Genomic DNA, 17,326 nt, shown 5'->3' on the forward strand with positions numbered 1-17,326 from the left:
AGTAGCAAGCGACGATTTTACTATTCAAAATAGATGAATATGCCTCCCACACAATATTTTGGAAATTATTTTCCAAACTTTACGGTCTTGAGGAAATGGTAGGAATACCCCAATATCACTCGGCTGAACATTATTTTAGCCAAAATAATTTCTAATATTGAATTACTATTATAGTATTTCAATATTTCAAATAGAATGATTTTCCATAAAAAAGAAGGGCTTCTCCAAATGGGAGAAGTCCTTCAATACTTATGCAAAAATCAATTCTTCTATACCTGATAAAGAGGGAACTTAGAAGTAAGTTCTGCTACTCGTTCAGCCGCTTCTTTATGAACTGCTTCGTCTTCGTGGTTTTTCAATAATTTCGACATGATTGACGCGATTTCTTTCATTTCTGGTTCTTTGAAACCACGAGATGTTACAGCTGGTGTTCCAATTCGGATACCTGAAGTAACGAATGGGCTTTCTTTATCGAAAGGAATCGTATTTTTGTTCACTGTAATGCCAACCTCGTCCAATAACTTTTCTGCTACTTTACCAGTTAAGTTCAAAGACTTTAAGTTAACGAGCAGTAAGTGATTGTCCGTGCCGCCTGAAACAACATCAATGCCTTCATCAATTAAGCAGTTAGATAATGCTTTTGCATTTTTGACCACTTGTTGAATATACGTTTTGAATTCAGGTTGTTGCGCTTCTCCAAATGCTACTGCTTTCGAAGCGATTACATGCATCAATGGACCACCTTGAATCCCTGGGAAAATTGTTTTATCAATTTTCTTCGCAAATTCTTCGGTTGTAAGAATCAAGCCGCCACGTGGACCACGAAGTGTTTTGTGTGTCGTTGAGGTTACAAAGTGAGCATGAGGTACTGGATTTGGATGCTCTCCAGCTGCTACTAAGCCAGCAATGTGAGCCATATCAACCATTAAGTACGCTCCGACTTCATCTGCAATTTCACGGAATTTAGCAAAATCAAGTGTACGTGAATACGCGCTTGCTCCAGCAACAATCATTTTTGGTTTATGTTGCAAGGCTTTTTCGCGCACATCCGAGTAATCGATTGTTTCAGTCATTTCGTCCACACCGTATTCAACGAATTTATATTGAATCCCGCTGAAGTTGACTGAAGAACCATGCGTCAAGTGACCGCCATGGGATAAATTCATTCCCAAAACCGTGTCGCCTTGCTCAAGTACAGTCATGTAAACCGCCATATTTGCTTGAGAGCCAGAATGTGGTTGCACGTTCGCATGTTCCGCTCCAAAAATTTCTTTCAAACGGTCACGCGCAATGTTTTCCACTACGTCTACGTGTTCACAGCCACCATAATAACGTTTTCCTGGGTAGCCCTCTGCATATTTATTCGTTAATACAGATCCTTGAGCTTCCATTACTGCTTCTGAAACAAAGTTTTCAGATGCAATTAATTCGATATTCCCTTGTTGACGTGTTTTTTCAGCAGTCATTGCTTCAAAAATAGCTTTGTCTTGCTCAGCAATCTTCTTCATGTGTCCATATCCCCTTTATGTCTACTTGATTTTATATACTGCTCGCTCTCCGCCGATGAGTTTCGGACGGGTAGTAGCGAGTGTGACAACGGCTTCACCAATTTGTTTTACAGATGTTCGGATCGGTACTGCTACAGGTTTAATGTGCATGCCGATCAAAGTTTGTCCAATATCGATGCCACCATGGGCTTTTACTTGCTCGACCACAACCGGATCATTGAAATGTGTATAGGCGTAGGCAGACATGGAACCTCCCGCTTTTTGAACTGGAATGACATTTACCGGTTCTATACCATAGGTATGTGCCGTTTGTCTTTCCATCGTTAGCGCTCGGTTAATATGTTCGCACCCTTGAAAAGCTAAATGAATCTCATGCTTGCTTGCAAATGCTTGCAACGGTTCGAATAAGCTTTCCGCCACTTCAAGCCCTCCTGCCGAGCCAATTCGTTTTCCAACAATCTCAGAGGTCGAGCAACCGATAACAATGATTTGCCCTGGTGTGAACGTGACTTGTGTCGCAAACTCACTGAGCAATTGTTCGAGTTGCGGCTGCCACATTGTGTGTGCATCCATATGACCAAACTCCTCTATTTGTTTTCGAGTTCTGAAAGTTTTGCGACGCGACGTTCGTGACGTCCACCTTCAAATTCGCTTTCCAACCATGTTTTTACAATTTCACGAGCCAGACCGCCACCAATTACGCGTTCGCCCATTGCTAATATATTGGAATCATTATGGCCACGTGTCGCTTTTGCGCTGAACACATCGTGAACCAATGCACAACGGATTCCTTTGATTTTATTGGCTGCAATTGACATGCCAATACCTGTACCGCAAATTAAGATGCCTCGGTCAAATTTCCCAGTAGCAACCCCCTCTGAAACAGGTCCTGCATAGTCCGGATAATCGACTGAATCGCTCGTTTGTGGACCGAAATCCTGATATGTGTGTCCCAGTTCGTCAAGTAAAGAAGTAATTTCTTTACGCAAAGTATTGCCCCCGTGATCGGAAGATATCGCGATATTCATTTCAGTCCCTCATTTCTATTCATATTCGCTTTTATCTTACCATTTTTACTAAGAAAAGCGCAAAGTGCCTTTCTAGCCATTCTTTGATTTGGGTTATCTTGAATTCGTAAGTGGATATGGAGGAATCAGAGGTGGTTTTCTTTATTTCATTGGTGTATATCTCCATTTCGAAGGTGTTTATCTAGAAATGAAGCCTGCCGTCTCCTTAAGTTAACTTGCCAACGAGACTTGTTTGAGCGATAAATCTCTAGATTGATCGATAAACAAGCCAGTTTGAGCGTTAAATTTTTCACAAACGGAAAAGACAGCAACAACCTGTCTCACAAGTCTACTTGTTGTGAGATATCACTTCTTCAAAACAGGAGCGTAGCGAAAACAAAACTATTAAATCTTAAAACCTGAAAATCTAGCCTTGCAAAAAAAAAAAAACAGCTCCCAATCATTAAGAGCCGTCATTGTTCTTCGTTTAATTTTGAATGTAATTCATTCGTCAGTTGAGTGAGCTCCTGGAAAGTTTGACGGTACATGTACACGTCACCGCCAAATGGATCGGACACGTCGTGGGAACCGTATGGGCGTACGTATTCTTTCAAGGTGAATATTTTGTCTGCAGCAAAAGGAAAAGCTTGCATGATTAGTTGCTTATGTGCAGAGGTCATGGTCAATACAAGGTCTGCCCAGCGTACATCCTCTCCACTTACCTGACGGGAATAGTGTGTGAAATCAATGCCGGCTTCACGAATGACTTGTTTGGCATTTTCCGAAATGTCACCATCGTCCATTGCATAGATTCCTGCTGAACGTACGTGCATTCCTTCTTTATTATGAGATTGGAATATTGCTTCCGCCATCGGACTGCGGCAAGTATTTCCTGTACATATGAAATAGATGTTCACGTGAATCCCTCATTTATTTAGCAAAGTGAGCAATCCCATCAACATGAGACATACTCCTGATATGCGTGTTAGCAATGGTCCTTTGATCAGTTTGCTTTTTAGCGCAACATATGAAAACGCTAAAGCGAAAAAGCCGGCACTGAATAAGAAAAACCACTTTTGTAATTGAAGCATACCAAAAGAAAGGCTAACTGAAAAGGTATCAATGCTGACAACAATGGCAAGTAAAATGGGGGGAATGAGTGTGGATTTTGGTTTTTGTTGATATAAGCATAAATGAACACCTGTAAGAAATAAAAGAATACTGGAGATGAAACGTCCACCTTCAACGATGAACGAGGTAACCCACTCTCCTGCTAGAAAACCGAGGAGCGGGAAAATCATATGTAAAATTCCTGTCCAAATGGCAAGGATGAGCGGGAAGCGGATTTTTGGTAATACACTATAAAGTGCGACGACATCCAGTGCGGTAAGTAGCCCCGCAAGCATTTCTGTAGGCAATGAAAAAATCTCCCCCCTCTATTGCATTGCTTCTAGCATATGCAAAAAAGGAAGAGATTAGGAGTGCCACCAGTTGCCATCGGCTGCTTTTTCCAGACGATTGAAAATGGCTGCACCAACACCTGTTTTTTCAGGTACCGTAACGAGTATCATATCAGCCGTTGTTTCATCGCACGAACGTAAATGCGCGTATAAATGTTGTGCAGAAGTTTCGAGATTTTGTTGATTGCCGAGTGAAAAGAACCAGTCTGCCCCGCCTTGACTGAATTCATCTGTAGCGAGTAAAGCAACTTTTTGATGGTTCATATGTATTGTCTGAATGGCTTTCTTTACCGAGTTCACATCTGGTTGAATTAAATACACTGGCGCATCAGGTGCGTAATGTGCATATTTCATGCCAGGTGCCCGTGGTACGGATGCTTCATCCACTTTGGTTGTTTCTGGTTCAATTACTTTGCCAATAACTTCTTGTAGCATGTTCGCTGTAACGCCGCCTGGACGCAGGATCACGGGTGGATCAACAGTAAAATCCACAACGGTTGATTCAAGTCCGATTCCGGTAGCCCCGCCATCTAAGATGAGAGGAATTCGTCCGTTCAAATCTTTTTCCACATGCAGAGCAGTTGTTGGGCTTGGTTTGCCACTGCGGTTTGCACTTGGTGCGGCAACGGGGTGATTAAGCATGGTCAGTAATTCCAGTGCAACTGGATGATCAGGCATGCGTAACCCTACTGTTGATAAGCCAGCGGTTACATTCGGAGCGAAAGTATTCGGTTTTGCGTCTAAAATCAGTGTTAATGGACCTGGCCAAAACGCTTTGATGCACGCATCTGCTTTTTCTGGAACAGAAGTGACGTATTTTACGATGTCGTGAGCTTTACCAACATGAACAATCAATGGGTTATCGGAAGGTCTACCTTTTGCCTCGAAGATTTTCGCGACTGCTTGTTCATTCGTAGCGATTGCTCCCAAACCGTAAACTGTTTCAGTCGGAAATGCGACAACTTCACCAGACATTAATTTTTCCACAGCTTGTGAATAAACTTCGATTTTATTCACACCGTTATCCACAATGAGTTTTTTCGTTTTCATGCGATATTTCTCCTTTCTATTAGGGTAATGTGTTAGTTATGCACATGTTGTTGATAACTAGGTGTGTAAATGTGTATAACTCTTACCAAAACTTGCTTTTTATCCACTCCCATGTCCAAAACTTCACAGGCTCTTCTTCTATCACTTCTTCTTCTTCTTCTTGATAACATACCTTTGGAAATAATGCGCACCACCAGTTGTCACCTTTGCCACTTCCGATTGTCACAACAAGTGATTGGTGAAAATCTTGTGCATAAAAGTAAGTGCCATCTGTTTTTGGTGGAATCAATGCTTTTGCCAAGCTGATCTGGATTGCCTGTTTTGTGATAGCTTGTGCTTTTAACGTGATTTCCGTAGATAGCGCATTCAATTCTTTTTCAAGTTGTGCCGTTGTTTGAACGCTGGCAGCTGCTTTTTCAAGAAGTGGTTGAATTTCTTGCTGAATTAACGATTTAATTTGCTGATCTTCGCTAGTGTTGCTGTTTGCAACAATTCTTATTTGAATAGCGTCTGCTGGTACTGCCTCGGCTGCACCGCTAATAACTGGCAATAAAAATAGTAATGTTTGAATGAGTAAGAGCGACAGGATGAGTTCAATCCATGGAGACCGCTTCGTTTGCTGTTCTTCGTTTCTGAAAATCTCGTAATCTTGTATCACTGTTCATTCCCCCTTGACATCATTGTGGACAAGGTGTTGATAGTTTATTCACGAATCTCACAAAAAATCATTCTTTCTTTTCCGTTTATATCTTTTACTATATCAACTTGAGCAGTTGGGAACGATTTTTGGAAGAAAGATTGGACAGCGGGACCTTGCGCATAGCCGATTTCCAGACCAATCAGTGCAGGTCGATTCAAGATTGCAGGGAGTTCTACAGCTAACCTTTTATATAACTGAAGTCCCTCTTCATCAGCAAAAAGAGCACTATGAGGTTCATAGTTTAATACAGTATCTGATAGAGTCGTAGCTTCTTCGTGTGCAATATAGGGAGGGTTCGATAATACGATATCCCACTTTTCATTTGCAATAGGAGCGGTTAAATCACCAAGCTTGAATGTGATGTCTGCATCAAGTTCAGCTGCGTTTGCTTGTGCCACTTTCAGTGCCTGTGGGGATAAATCGGTTGCTGTGACTTGTAAAGCAGGAACTTCAGCCTTCATTGTAATGGCGATTGCCCCACTGCCTGTCCCAATATCCGCAAGATTTAACTCCGTTTTATTGTTGAACAAATGCTTTATACGGGCAGTCGTTTCCACAATAAGTTCTTCCGTCTCAGGGCGAGGAATAAGAACATGTTCATTGACAGTGAACGTTCGACCATAAAATTCTTCCGACCCGATAATGTATTGAACAGGCTTTCCGTCTTTGTGCTGTTCAATGAGTGACCAATACTGATTGAATTGGCTGTCTGAAATTTCTTCACGCATATCCATGAGTAACTGGACGTGTGTTTTATTTAAAACATGTTGTAGCAACATACGCGCGACAGGTTCTTCTCGACCGTTTTCTATTAAAAAAGACGAGGCTCGCGCGAGAGCCTCGTATACATATTTACACATTGGTTTCATTCATGCGCTCAAGTCTTTCGGATTGGTCCGTCATTATGAGAACATTCACGATTTCATCGAGTTTACCTTCCATGATTTGATCCAATTTTTGAATGGTCAATCCAACGCGGTGGTCAGTCACGCGATTTTGTGGATAGTTGTATGTGCGAATTCGTTCTGAACGGTCTCCTGAACCTACTGCAGATTTACGGACAGCGTCATACTCAGCTTGTGCTTCTTGACGGAATTTATCTGCAACACGTGCGCGAAGAACCGTCATGGCTTTAGCTTTGTTTTTAATTTGTGATTTTTCATCTTGGCAAGTTACTACCGTGCCAGTCGGAATATGTGTTAGACGAACAGCTGACATTGTTGTATTAACGGACTGACCGCCGGCACCTGAAGATGCATACGTATCTGTACGAATATCATTTTCATGAATTTCTACATCTACCTCTTCCACTTCTGGAAGACATGCAACGGTTGCTGTCGACGTATGAATGCGTCCACCAGACTCCGTTTCAGGAACACGTTGAACACGGTGAGCACCGTTTTCATATTTCATTTTCGAGTACGCTCCGTTACCGTTAATCATGAAGATCACTTCTTTATAGCCACCAATTCCAGTAGGAGAAGCATCCATAATTTCAATTTTCCAGCCTTGCGTGTCTGCGTAGCGGCTGTACATGCGGAATAAGTTCCCTGCAAATAGAGCAGCTTCGTCTCCACCGGCAGCTCCACGAATTTCCATGATTACGTTCTTTTCATCATTCGGGTCTTTCGGAATCAATAACAGTTTCAAACGTTCTTCCAGCTCTTCAATTTGAGCCGCCAAGTCGTTCATTTCTTCTTTCACCATTTCACGCATATCTGCATCGAGCTTATCGTCAAGCATGGCTCTCGCATCAGCATGCTGCTCTTTTACTTGTTTGTATTCACGGTATGCATTGACCGTATCTTGTAAGTCCGACTGTTCTTTCGAAAGCGTACGTAGTTTATTCATATCATTAACAATCTCAGGGTCACTGAGCAATTCATTTAAGCGGTCATATCGGTCTTCTACCGATTGTAAGCGATCAAACATACTTTCACCTCATCCGTTCATGTGATTAACAGTATAATTATATAGAAAAAGAGGCGAAATTGCCACTACAGCTTAGCTGGATATAACGTAAAGGAATCTGCTCCCTTTCCGCAGACGAACCGGCAAAGAGTGCTGTTGAAATTGAAAATCAAACGAAAGAGTACATTTTCGTCTAGCAAAAGAACAGTATTGTTTTACAAAGCCAAAAAGAAAAAGAGCAGCAATCGCTACTCTTTCTCGTACACTAATGAAGTTTGATGAGTAACGCCTGCTGGTACTTCGTGATGGTGACGGCAACGAGGTTCGTAAGCTTCTGTTGCTCCAATCAAAATAATTGGATCCTCATAGCCAGCTGGCTCTCCGTTAATAAGTCGTTGCGTTCGACTTGCAGGTGAACCGCACACTTGGCAAACAGCCTGTAATTTCGTTACTTGTTCAGCACCTGCCATTAGTTTTGGCATTGGTCCAAATGGTTCCCCTCGGAAATCTTGATCCAGACCAGCAACAATAACGCGGAATCCATGATTCGCTAGACGTTCCACGACATCCACAATTCCTTCGTCAAAGAATTGGGCTTCATCGATTCCAATGACATCATATTCATCCGAAATATACGCCCATATATCTTTTGCGCGCTCAACTGGCATCGCAATCACTTTCGTGCCATTATGGCTTACAACTTCTTCTTCACTGTAACGATTATCTATACGTGGTTTGAACACGGCAATTTTTTGTTTCGCAAATTGCACGCGTCGTACACGACGAATTAATTCTTCTGATTTCCCAGAAAACATACTTCCGCAAATGACTTCTACCCAGCCAGTTTGTGACATCACGTACATGGAAGTCACTCCTTTCAAAACTCTCTATTCCCTATCATACAGAAAATTATGTTGCATTTCCCGTCTTTTCTTTCATAAAGTTATGTGATATAGAGGAAAATATTTATTCTAGAATATCAGTCATCATTCTATCAATTGTCTTCTCAAATAGAAACACCACTAAACATCCGTGTGTGGCGCAATTCAAAGGTTTTAATAACAGGGCTATTCGCTTTGCTCGGCAGCCTTTTGCTTAACTTTTAATACATACAGTAAGAATTACACTCCACTTAAATAAAAAAAGTATCAGTCACCTCAAATTTGCTAATAATAACAAAATAGGAGGTGTGATACTATGGCTCAAGATGTTCTGTGTGAAGTGAATAACTGTAAGTATTGGGACTCCGGAAACAAATGTAAAGCGGATTCTATTTATGTAGTCAGTCATAAGGGCAAAAAGGCATCCAATAGTGAAGAAACGGATTGCAAAACATTTGTAACAAAAGCTTAAACTTTTGAGGGTAACCATCATTTTGGTTGCCCTTTATTATTTATAGTAATGATGATAATTATCTTTTTCATTCAAGTTTATGAATTCATTTTATTTTTTCTATCCGCTTTGAAAAAGGAATGGAGTAAAAATATTTTATACCAGCTGTGTTATGCTGAGGTACCCCAAGTGGAGTTAAGGATGAAAGTGTATGTTTTTTTCAGTTTTAAATAGCAGGCAATGTGCATTTCCCACTTTTTCTTCTAAATAGTCAAGTGAATAATTACCCAATGGATCTGATAAATCGCCGATTGCCCGGGATAGATTATCAATCACAAGTCTTGTATCAAATCGTCTTAGCTCTTTCCTTACATTCATCTCATCCATAATTTCATGAGCAAGATGTTGGATTCGACGTAAGCGCATTTCTTTTGTTTGCATGATCTACTCATCCTCCTATATCCCAACTTATATTGTTTAAATATATGGCTAACAATAAGGATTCATGAGACGTTTTTTTATGTGAAGCTTACAATAAAATAAAAATCAATAATAGAGCAAATACAATCTGGAATAGACCGATTCCCCCGGCATAAGCTGATAACTTCCAGCCGTGCAGTGTAAGGTCTTTTATTTTCACACTCATTCCAATCCCCGCCAAAGCGATGATTTCCAAATAGTTTCCGAACCCCTTGATTGAATGTGTAACTGTTGCAGGGAAATATAAAATACTATTCAAACAACATAGTATGAAAAAGCCCCCGACATACCATGGAACGATTGTACGCCATTGAAATGACTCCTGCGTTTTTGGCTGTTCTCCATTATTAAGTTTGATCTGTTTCAAAACAAAAACAACAGCTACCAGAAAGATAATTCGACTGATTTTAAAGACGGCTGCTTGATCCTTTACCGCTTCACCAACAATGCTACCACTAGCTACTACTTGTCCAACAGATTGTAATGTTCCACCTATTAATGCAGACGACTGCAATACATCGTTTTGAAAAATCGCACTTGTTATCACTGGTAACAAGATCATCAAAACCGTACCCAACAGATTGACAATCGTAATAGAAACGGCCACATCAGATTCTTTAGCCTGGATAGCTGGTGCAGTCGACGCAATCGCAGATGAACCACAGACCGCATTTCCACTTGCCATCAGCAAACCAAAATCTTCACCGAATCGCAGTTTCTTTCCTAACCAAATAACAAACAAAATCGTTCCTGCCATTTGAATGAGAATATAAGCAAGACCTAACATTCCAATTTCAAATAATGAATTGAATGTTAAGGTTGCTCCTAATAAAACAATGGAAAAGTACAGTAAAGTACTTCCCGAAAACTTTTCCCCCGGCTTTAATATGGAATAAGAACCTATTTTTAAATTACCAATTAATATACCAATTAGAATTGCAAATAAACCACTCCCTAAATTAGGGAAAAATCTTCCGAGTGCTATACCTATCATTGCAATTGCAATACAAACCAGTAGTCCAGGTAAAATGTATACAACTTTTCTCGTCATTTCTCTACCTCACTAAATAGTTTTCTTTCGCTCACGCCCAAAGATTATTTTAACATATATTACACTTTATCTATTTTGGGAACCGTCTAGAATAATACCAACAACAGGAAGATTTCATTTATCAACTAAGGAGTGCTTAGTTGAAGAACCGACTGCCTTTACAGGGTAGCTTTTCTATTTGTGATGAGATTAAGAGTTCACTTCCATTATTTATTCAATTCAATCAAATTTCTCTTTTTACAACTAAACTCCCCAGAATTCAACTAACTGACCGCTCACCTTAAATAAAATAAAAAATACCCGCATAGAGTCGAAACTCTAAGCGGGTATTTTGTGATTATTCGTTGATTTCTTCTTTAAGACCGTATTTTTTGTTGAAACGATCAACACGGCCATCCGCTGCTGCGAATTTCTGACGGCCAGTATAGAATGGATGACATTCTGAGCAAAACTCAACTTTGATGTCTTCTTTTACTGATCCTGTTTCGAACGAGTTACCACATGAACATGTAACTGTAGCTGTTTTGTAATCGGGATGAATTCCTGGTTTCATCTTAAATCTCCTCTCGCCCTGAACCATCTGGAACAGAGTGGGTTATTTAACTGTCACCTTACACGACCCGTTCAGTTCAGCCGTATATGTCACAGAGTATGGTAAATCTACCGAACTAAATTATAGCAAAAAGGACTTACGAAATCAACCCTTTTGTTTAAATAAGGAACTACAATTTATCTTATAGCAGTCCCTTGCCACCACGATGAGCTTTCATATCGTCATTGAGCTGGTTGAAGAAATCTTCGTTTGATTTCGATTGACGCAATTTTTTTAGGAAGCGTTCGCCGAAATCGTGCGAATCCGAGAATGTTTTGCGAATTGCCCATAGTTTTTCGAGTTGATTTGAAGGAATAAGTAGTTCTTCTTTTCGTGTTCCCGAGCGACGGATGTCGAGTGCCGGGAAAATACGACGCTCTGCCAAATTGCGGTCTAGGTGAAGCTCCAAGTTTCCTGTTCCTTTAAATTCTTCGTAAATCACTTCATCCATACGTGATCCTGTATCAACTAGAGCTGTTGCAAGAATTGTTAAGCTTCCGCCTTCTTCAATGTTACGTGCTGCACCGAAGAAACGTTTTGGACGATGGAATGCAGCAGGGTCAATACCACCAGATAATGTACGACCACTTGGTGGAATCACTAAGTTGTACGCACGTGCCAGTCGTGTAATGGAGTCCATCAGGATGATGACGTCACGTTTGTGTTCAACTAAACGCATCGCACGATCAAGAACCAATTCCGCAACTTTTACGTGATTTTCTGGTACTTCGTCAAACGTTGAGCTTACAACATCGGCATTCACAGAACGCTCGATATCCGTAACTTCCTCTGGACGTTCGTCAATTAGCAAGACAATCAGTTCTGCATCCGGATAGTTTGTCGTAATCGAGTTTGCCACTTCTTTTAGTAACATCGTTTTACCCGCTTTTGGCGGTGCCACGATTAAGCCACGTTGACCGAATCCGACAGGTGCTACTAAATCCATGATGCGGGTTGATAGTTTGTTTGACTCTGTTTCAAGCTTGATGTGACGATCTGGATATAACGGTGTGAGTGCCGGGAAATGCACGCGTTCTTTTGCAGAATCCGGGTCTTCACCATTTACTAATTCTACGTGCAATAGGCCGTAGTATCGTTCATTTTCTTTTGGTGGGCGTACTTTTCCTGTTACTTTATCTCCGTTACGTAAGTCGAAACGGCGAATTTGAGATGCGGAAATATAGATATCTTCTGAACTTGGAGAATAGTTGATGGGGCGCAAGAAACCGAACCCTTCAGATTGAATAATTTCCAGGACACCTTCCATGAAGAAGTAGCCTTCTTGTTCTGCGCGTGTTTTTAATATCGCAAAAATAAGTTCTTTTTTCGTTAGTTTGCTGTAGTACGAGATTTTGAACTGGCGTGCAAGTGCATACAGTTCTTTTAACGTCATACTTTCTAGTTCAGCAATCTTTAAGGTTGTCATAAAATGGCACCACTCTTTTACATATTTTGTTGTGTCGATTCAAGTTGAAGGTAGGATTGGTTCTGCAATGAATTGATTTTAGTAGAAGATGCCCGGCCAAGTTATGGCCAGGCACATATTTTTGAAGTTAGTCTTCCATCATAAGATGAGGTTTTTTCTTCAAGCTGTGACGCCCTTCTACGAAACGGACTGTGCCTGATTTCGCACGCATAACTAATGAATGAGACTCTGCATATGATCCCTTGAATTGTACACCACGCAGAAGTTCTCCATCCGTTACACCCGTTGCCGCAAAGATTGCGTCGTCACCTTTTACAAGGTCTTCCATACGGAATACACGGTTTACATCAAGTCCCATACGAATACAACGTTGTAATTCTTGTTCGTTGGTAGGAACTAATTTACCTTGTATTTCGCCACCTAGACATTTCAAGCCAACTGCAGCAATAACGCCCTCTGGCGCGCCACCCAGTCCAAATAAAATATCTACGCCTGTTTCATCGAATGCTGTGTTGATTGCACCTGCAACGTCGCCATCATTGATCAATTTAATTCGAGCACCTGATGCACGAATCTCATCAATAATTTTTTGGTGACGTGGGCGGTTTAAAATTGTTGCCACAACGTCTTCGATGTCTTTGTTTTTAGCACGGGCAACCGCACGTAAGTTATCTGTTACAGAAGCGTTGATGTCCACTTGGCCTCTTGCTTCAGGTCCTACTGCCAATTTGTCCATATACATATCCGGTGCATTCAGCAGGTTGCCTCTGTCTGCGATTGCAAGAACTGCAAGCGCATTCCATCCGCCTGAAGCCACGATATTTGTTCCCTCGAGAGGGTCAACTGCGATATCCACTTCCGGACCGCCAATGCCAAGACCTAGTTCTTCACCGATATATAGCATCGGTGCTTCGTCCATTTCACCTTCGCCTATTACGACGACCCCTTGCATCGGGATAGAGTTAAAAACGTTTCGCATAGCTGTAGTCGCTGCGTCATCCGCTTCATTTTTCAAACCTCGGCCCATCCAACGTGCCGAAGCGATTGCTGCTGCTTCTGTTACACGCACTAACTCCATTGATAAACTGCGTTCCATTTTGTGTGTTCCTCCCGTTATCCGGTCATTTATTTGCGTCATTCTTCCACCTGTCATTGTACCATACGTGACAAGTGGTCAGATTTTTATTTTTCGTTGTCTTCTGTGCTCGAATGTTCGTGTTCATCTTCGATAGTTTCGCGGCGAATATCTGCACCGAGCCCATGCAATTTATCAATTAACGAGCTGTAGCCTCGTTCGATATGATAAATATCGCGAATTTCAGTTTCTCCTTCGGCAATCAATCCAGCCAATACCAAGGCTGCTCCTGCACGCAAATCTGATGCACGAACTGAAGCGGATTCCAATTTCGTCGGACCTGAAATAATCGCTGTACGCCCTTCTACACGTGCACTGGCATTCATACGTTTCAACTCATCGATATGTTTGAAACGGGCTGAATAAATGGTGTCTGTAATGACCGATGAACCTTTGGCCTGGGTCATTAAAAGAGAGAACGGTTGCTGTAAATCCGTTGGGAAACCAGGATACACCAGTGTTTTCACATCCACTGCCTGCAAGTTCTCTGATTTCGGAATGAAGATACTTTCTTCGCCTTCTTCGATCTTAACGCCCATTTCGCGCAGTTTTGCAGTCAGCGCTTCAACATGGAATGGGATGACATTGTCAATTGTAACACCGTCACCAGCCACTGCAGCCATTATCATGAATGTTCCTGCTTCAATTCGATCGGGGATAATCGTGTGGTTCGTCCCATGTAGTTCATCAACTCCATCGATTCGAATGACGTTCGTTCCTGCACCCTTGATTTTCGCTCCCATGTTTGTTAACAAAGTCGCTACATCAATGATTTCAGGTTCTTTCGCGGCATTTTCAATGGTCGTTTGCCCTTTAGCCATTACGGCAGCCAGCATGATGTTGATGGTGGCACCAACACTGACAACGTCTAAATAAATTTTAGCTCCACGCAATTCATCCGCACGCAAATAAATGGCACCATGTTCGTTCGTCACTTTGGCACCAAGCGCCTCAAAGCCTTTGATGTGTTGATCGATCGGACGAGGTCCTAAGAAACAGCCTCCTGGCAAGCCAATGACCGCTTTTTTAAAGCGACCTAGCATGGCACCCATCAAATAATAGGATGCTCGAAGTTTTTTAACGTTGCCGTTTGGCAAAGGCATGCCTTGCATTTTAGTAGGATCAATGTTCATAGTGCCGTCGTCGAAAGATACATCCCCACCGATTTCCTCTAGCAACTCTTTCAGTGTCCAAGCATCCGAGATTTCCGGTAATCCTTCAATCGTGACAGGAGAATTGGCTAAAATGGATGCCGGGATTAAAGCAACTGCGCTGTTTTTGGCACCGCTCACTTTAATTGTTCCTTGTAAACGTTTTTGCCCATTAATTTTATACACTTCCATGTAATTCACCTACAATCAATTCAAGAGTTAACTTATTCTGCACTTAAACGGTTATTCCAATCCGCTAAAAATGCTTCAATTCCTTTATCCGTTAATGGATGTTTGAACATTTGTTTCATTACGTTTATCGGCATTGTTCCAATGTGTGCTCCGTGAAGCGCTGCGTCTGTCACGTGTTGTGGATGACGAATTGATGCAGCAATGATTTCTGTATCAATATTGTGCAATTCAAAAATTTGTGCAATCGTACCGACTAAATCCATGCCGTTGTGACCGATATCGTCCAAACGCCCAAGGAATGGTGATACATAAGTTGCTCCAGCACGTGCTGCAAGCAAAGCTTGGTTTGCGCTGAAAATCAACGTGATATTTGTTTTAATGCCTTCTTTTGAAAATACTGAACATGCTGCCAGACCGTCTGGTGTCATTGGTAATTTCACTGTGATATTTGGTGCAATTGCCGCTAGTTCACGACCTTCTTTAATCATTCCTTCAGCATCCAAAGCAATTACTTCTGCACTGACTGAACCTTCTACTAGTGAAGTGATTTCACGTAAACGATCGTGGAAAGAAATATTTTCTTTTGCCACAAGTGATGGATTTGTAGTTACGCCTGACAAAATACCCCAAGCGTGTGCTTCTTTAATTTCTTCAAAGTTTGCTGTATCGATAAAAAATTTCATTTTTAGTTGCCTCCATTTGATGGAAAAAGAGGAGAAGGCCGTATTCCGACACTTCTCCTTACATTCTCTTGTTTTATTTATGCTATTTTATTTATGCTTTTCCAGAACTTCCGAAATCGCGCATTTTTCCTTGTACAGTGTTTTTGATTGCGTCACGAGCAGGAATTAAGTATTTACGTGGATCGTAAACATCCGCATCGCTATTCAAGAAATCACGAATTGCTTTTGTAGCTGCAATTTGATTTTCAGTATTAACATTGATTTTCGCTGTTCCCAGTGAAATCGAACGTTGAATATCTTTTACAGGAATTCCGGTTCCACCGTGCAATACAAGTGGAAGATCTGATAATTTCGAGATTTCTTCCATTTCAGCAAAACCTAAATTCGGTTCTCCTTTGTAAGGACCATGAACAGAACCCAGTGCAGGTGCCAAGCAATCGATATCAGTGCGTGAAACCAGTTCAGCACATTCTTTTGGATCTGCATAAATGACGCCTTCTGCGATAATGTCATCTTCTTGTCCACCCACAGTTCCAAGCTCAGCTTCAACAGACACGCCATGAGCGTGTGCATATTCCACTACTTGAGACGTGGTTGAAATGTTTTCTTCCAATGGATGATGTGATGCATCAATCATGACTGATGTGAATCCAGCATCAATTGCTTCTTTACATTTTTCAAAACTTGAACCATGGTCTAAATGAATCGCTACAGGAACCGTAATTTTATAGTCGTGCATCAATCCTTTAACCATGTGAACAACGGTTGTGAAACCGCCCATATATTTAGCTGCCCCTTCAGAAACGCCTAAGATTACTGGGGATTTTTCTGCTTCTGCTGCTTGTAAAATGGCTTGCGTGAACTCCAAGTTGTTGATATTGAATTGTCCGATTGCATAGCCTTCTTTTTTCCCTTTGATCATCATGTCTTTCATCGATACTAAAGCCATTGAGGAATCCTCCGTTTCATGAATAGGAAATATTGCTTTTAACCATCTTTTATAATAACAAAAACAGGCAGTGTTTGCCACTGCCTGCTTATGTCAGTCTTTTAACATTCCGTTTACAGCATCGCGCACTTCATAAATATCAAAGGGCTTTGTGAAATAATGTGAAGCGCCCAAATCCATTGCTTCTTTGATTAAATCAAGTTCTCCATATGCCGTCATCATGACGACCGGCAAGTCAGGAGTACGCGCTTTGATACGTTTCAAAATTTCTATTCCATCCATCCCCGGTATCTTCATATCTAGGAGCACACCGTCTGGCTTAACTCTCTCAGCTAGTTCTAATGCTTCAATTCCATTCGCAGCCAAAAATGTCGTGTAACCTTCACGTTTAAACACTTCATTTAATAACAAACGAATCCCCTGTTGATCATCCACAATCAGTAACTGTTTCATGAAAACGTTCCCCTTTGCTTGCACTGGTACTATTTCTAATAATTCTACAATCTTTTCCATAATCCTGCATAAAAAAGATATTTTTCAATAATAATTTGCTTTTATGAAGGAGAAAATGTAATCCCTTTATTATAATACAGGATATTCCATACCTGTAGTGCATTTTTAAAAAAAATATCTAATTTTATCCATAAATAGTATAACAAAAGCCCGTTCCTTCATTTTCAAAGGAACGGGCTTTTGGTT

Annotated in this window: 20 protein-coding genes; 1 reads left to right on the forward strand and 19 read right to left on the reverse strand. The window is 41.2% G+C overall.

Annotation, left to right across the window (positions count from 1 at the left end; genetic code table 11):
• Window positions 1-269 precede the first annotated feature (269 nt).
• The 10 genes from glyA to HMPREF1210_RS08625 form a co-directional block, all read right to left on the reverse strand.
• Window positions 270-1,508, reverse strand: coding sequence for a serine hydroxymethyltransferase (glyA, locus tag HMPREF1210_RS08580; protein WP_016428263.1), 1,239 nt, complete (start codon window positions 1,506-1,508; stop codon window positions 270-272).
• A gap of 21 nt (window positions 1,509-1,529) precedes the next feature.
• A complete protein-coding gene (locus tag HMPREF1210_RS08585; RefSeq protein WP_016428264.1) occupies window positions 1,530-2,081 on the reverse strand; it encodes a TIGR01440 family protein in 552 nt (183 codons plus the stop codon).
• Between the two features lie 14 nt (window positions 2,082-2,095).
• Window positions 2,096-2,536, reverse strand: a complete 441-nt coding sequence (rpiB, locus tag HMPREF1210_RS08590; protein WP_016428265.1) for a ribose 5-phosphate isomerase B — start codon at window positions 2,534-2,536, stop codon at window positions 2,096-2,098.
• Window positions 2,537-2,988: 452 nt separating this feature from the next.
• A complete protein-coding gene (locus tag HMPREF1210_RS08595) occupies window positions 2,989-3,432 on the reverse strand; it encodes a low molecular weight protein arginine phosphatase (protein ID WP_016428266.1) in 444 nt (147 codons plus the stop codon).
• A 9-nt stretch (window positions 3,433-3,441) separates the two neighbouring features.
• Window positions 3,442-3,933, reverse strand: coding sequence for a manganese efflux pump (locus HMPREF1210_RS08600; RefSeq protein ID WP_016428267.1), 492 nt, complete (start codon window positions 3,931-3,933; stop codon window positions 3,442-3,444).
• A 57-nt stretch (window positions 3,934-3,990) separates the two neighbouring features.
• On the reverse strand, window positions 3,991-5,025 hold the full coding sequence (locus tag HMPREF1210_RS08605; RefSeq protein WP_016428268.1) for an L-threonylcarbamoyladenylate synthase: 1,035 nt from the start codon (window positions 5,023-5,025) through the stop codon (window positions 3,991-3,993).
• Between the two features lie 82 nt (window positions 5,026-5,107).
• A complete protein-coding gene (locus tag HMPREF1210_RS08610) occupies window positions 5,108-5,683 on the reverse strand; it encodes a stage II sporulation protein R (protein WP_016428269.1) in 576 nt (191 codons plus the stop codon).
• A gap of 44 nt (window positions 5,684-5,727) precedes the next feature.
• The gene (prmC, locus tag HMPREF1210_RS08615) at window positions 5,728-6,594 is read right to left on the reverse strand and encodes a peptide chain release factor N(5)-glutamine methyltransferase (RefSeq protein WP_016428270.1); all 867 of its coding nucleotides are present in this window, start codon (window positions 6,592-6,594) and stop codon (window positions 5,728-5,730) included.
• Window positions 6,578-7,657, reverse strand: coding sequence for a peptide chain release factor 1 (prfA, locus tag HMPREF1210_RS08620; RefSeq protein ID WP_016428271.1), 1,080 nt, complete (start codon window positions 7,655-7,657; stop codon window positions 6,578-6,580). The genes prmC and prfA overlap by 17 nt, the downstream gene beginning before the upstream one ends.
• Before the next feature lie 227 nt (window positions 7,658-7,884).
• A complete protein-coding gene (locus HMPREF1210_RS08625; RefSeq protein ID WP_016428272.1) occupies window positions 7,885-8,499 on the reverse strand; it encodes a thymidine kinase in 615 nt (204 codons plus the stop codon).
• Between the two features lie 334 nt (window positions 8,500-8,833).
• Between HMPREF1210_RS08625 and HMPREF1210_RS17665 the strand changes: the two genes are divergently transcribed.
• Window positions 8,834-8,989, forward strand: a complete 156-nt coding sequence (locus HMPREF1210_RS17665) for a DUF1540 domain-containing protein (RefSeq protein ID WP_016428273.1) — start codon at window positions 8,834-8,836, stop codon at window positions 8,987-8,989.
• 174 nt (window positions 8,990-9,163) lie between these two features.
• Here the strand turns inward: HMPREF1210_RS17665 and HMPREF1210_RS08630 are convergent, their stop codons facing one another.
• From HMPREF1210_RS08630 to HMPREF1210_RS08670, 9 genes are all read right to left on the reverse strand, one after another.
• Window positions 9,164-9,409, reverse strand: coding sequence for a hypothetical protein (locus HMPREF1210_RS08630; RefSeq protein ID WP_016428274.1), 246 nt, complete (start codon window positions 9,407-9,409; stop codon window positions 9,164-9,166).
• An 88-nt stretch (window positions 9,410-9,497) separates the two neighbouring features.
• Window positions 9,498-10,499, reverse strand: a complete 1,002-nt coding sequence (locus HMPREF1210_RS08635) for a YeiH family protein (RefSeq protein WP_016428275.1) — start codon at window positions 10,497-10,499, stop codon at window positions 9,498-9,500.
• A gap of 337 nt (window positions 10,500-10,836) precedes the next feature.
• On the reverse strand, window positions 10,837-11,052 hold the full coding sequence (rpmE, locus tag HMPREF1210_RS08640; protein WP_016428276.1) for a 50S ribosomal protein L31: 216 nt from the start codon (window positions 11,050-11,052) through the stop codon (window positions 10,837-10,839).
• A 181-nt stretch (window positions 11,053-11,233) separates the two neighbouring features.
• On the reverse strand, window positions 11,234-12,517 hold the full coding sequence (gene rho / locus HMPREF1210_RS08645) for a transcription termination factor Rho (protein WP_016428277.1): 1,284 nt from the start codon (window positions 12,515-12,517) through the stop codon (window positions 11,234-11,236).
• A gap of 127 nt (window positions 12,518-12,644) precedes the next feature.
• Complete coding sequence (glpX, locus tag HMPREF1210_RS08650) at window positions 12,645-13,613, reverse strand: class II fructose-bisphosphatase (RefSeq protein WP_016428278.1); 969 nt, start codon at window positions 13,611-13,613, stop codon at window positions 12,645-12,647.
• An 86-nt stretch (window positions 13,614-13,699) separates the two neighbouring features.
• Window positions 13,700-14,995 carry a UDP-N-acetylglucosamine 1-carboxyvinyltransferase gene (locus tag HMPREF1210_RS08655; RefSeq protein WP_016428279.1) on the reverse strand — a complete coding sequence of 432 codons (1,296 nt, stop codon included), beginning with the start codon at window positions 14,993-14,995 and terminating at the stop codon, window positions 13,700-13,702.
• Between the two features lie 32 nt (window positions 14,996-15,027).
• Window positions 15,028-15,678 carry a fructose-6-phosphate aldolase gene (fsa, locus tag HMPREF1210_RS08660; protein ID WP_016428280.1) on the reverse strand — a complete coding sequence of 217 codons (651 nt, stop codon included), beginning with the start codon at window positions 15,676-15,678 and terminating at the stop codon, window positions 15,028-15,030.
• A 91-nt stretch (window positions 15,679-15,769) separates the two neighbouring features.
• Window positions 15,770-16,627, reverse strand: coding sequence for a class II fructose-bisphosphate aldolase (locus HMPREF1210_RS08665; RefSeq protein ID WP_016428281.1), 858 nt, complete (start codon window positions 16,625-16,627; stop codon window positions 15,770-15,772).
• Window positions 16,628-16,720: 93 nt separating this feature from the next.
• A complete protein-coding gene (locus HMPREF1210_RS08670; RefSeq protein ID WP_036659477.1) occupies window positions 16,721-17,080 on the reverse strand; it encodes a response regulator in 360 nt (119 codons plus the stop codon).
• Window positions 17,081-17,326 lie beyond the last annotated feature (246 nt).

It is taken from the genome of Paenisporosarcina sp. HGH0030 (assembly GCF_000411295.1).
Lineage (GTDB): Bacteria > Bacillota > Bacilli > Bacillales_A > Planococcaceae > Paenisporosarcina.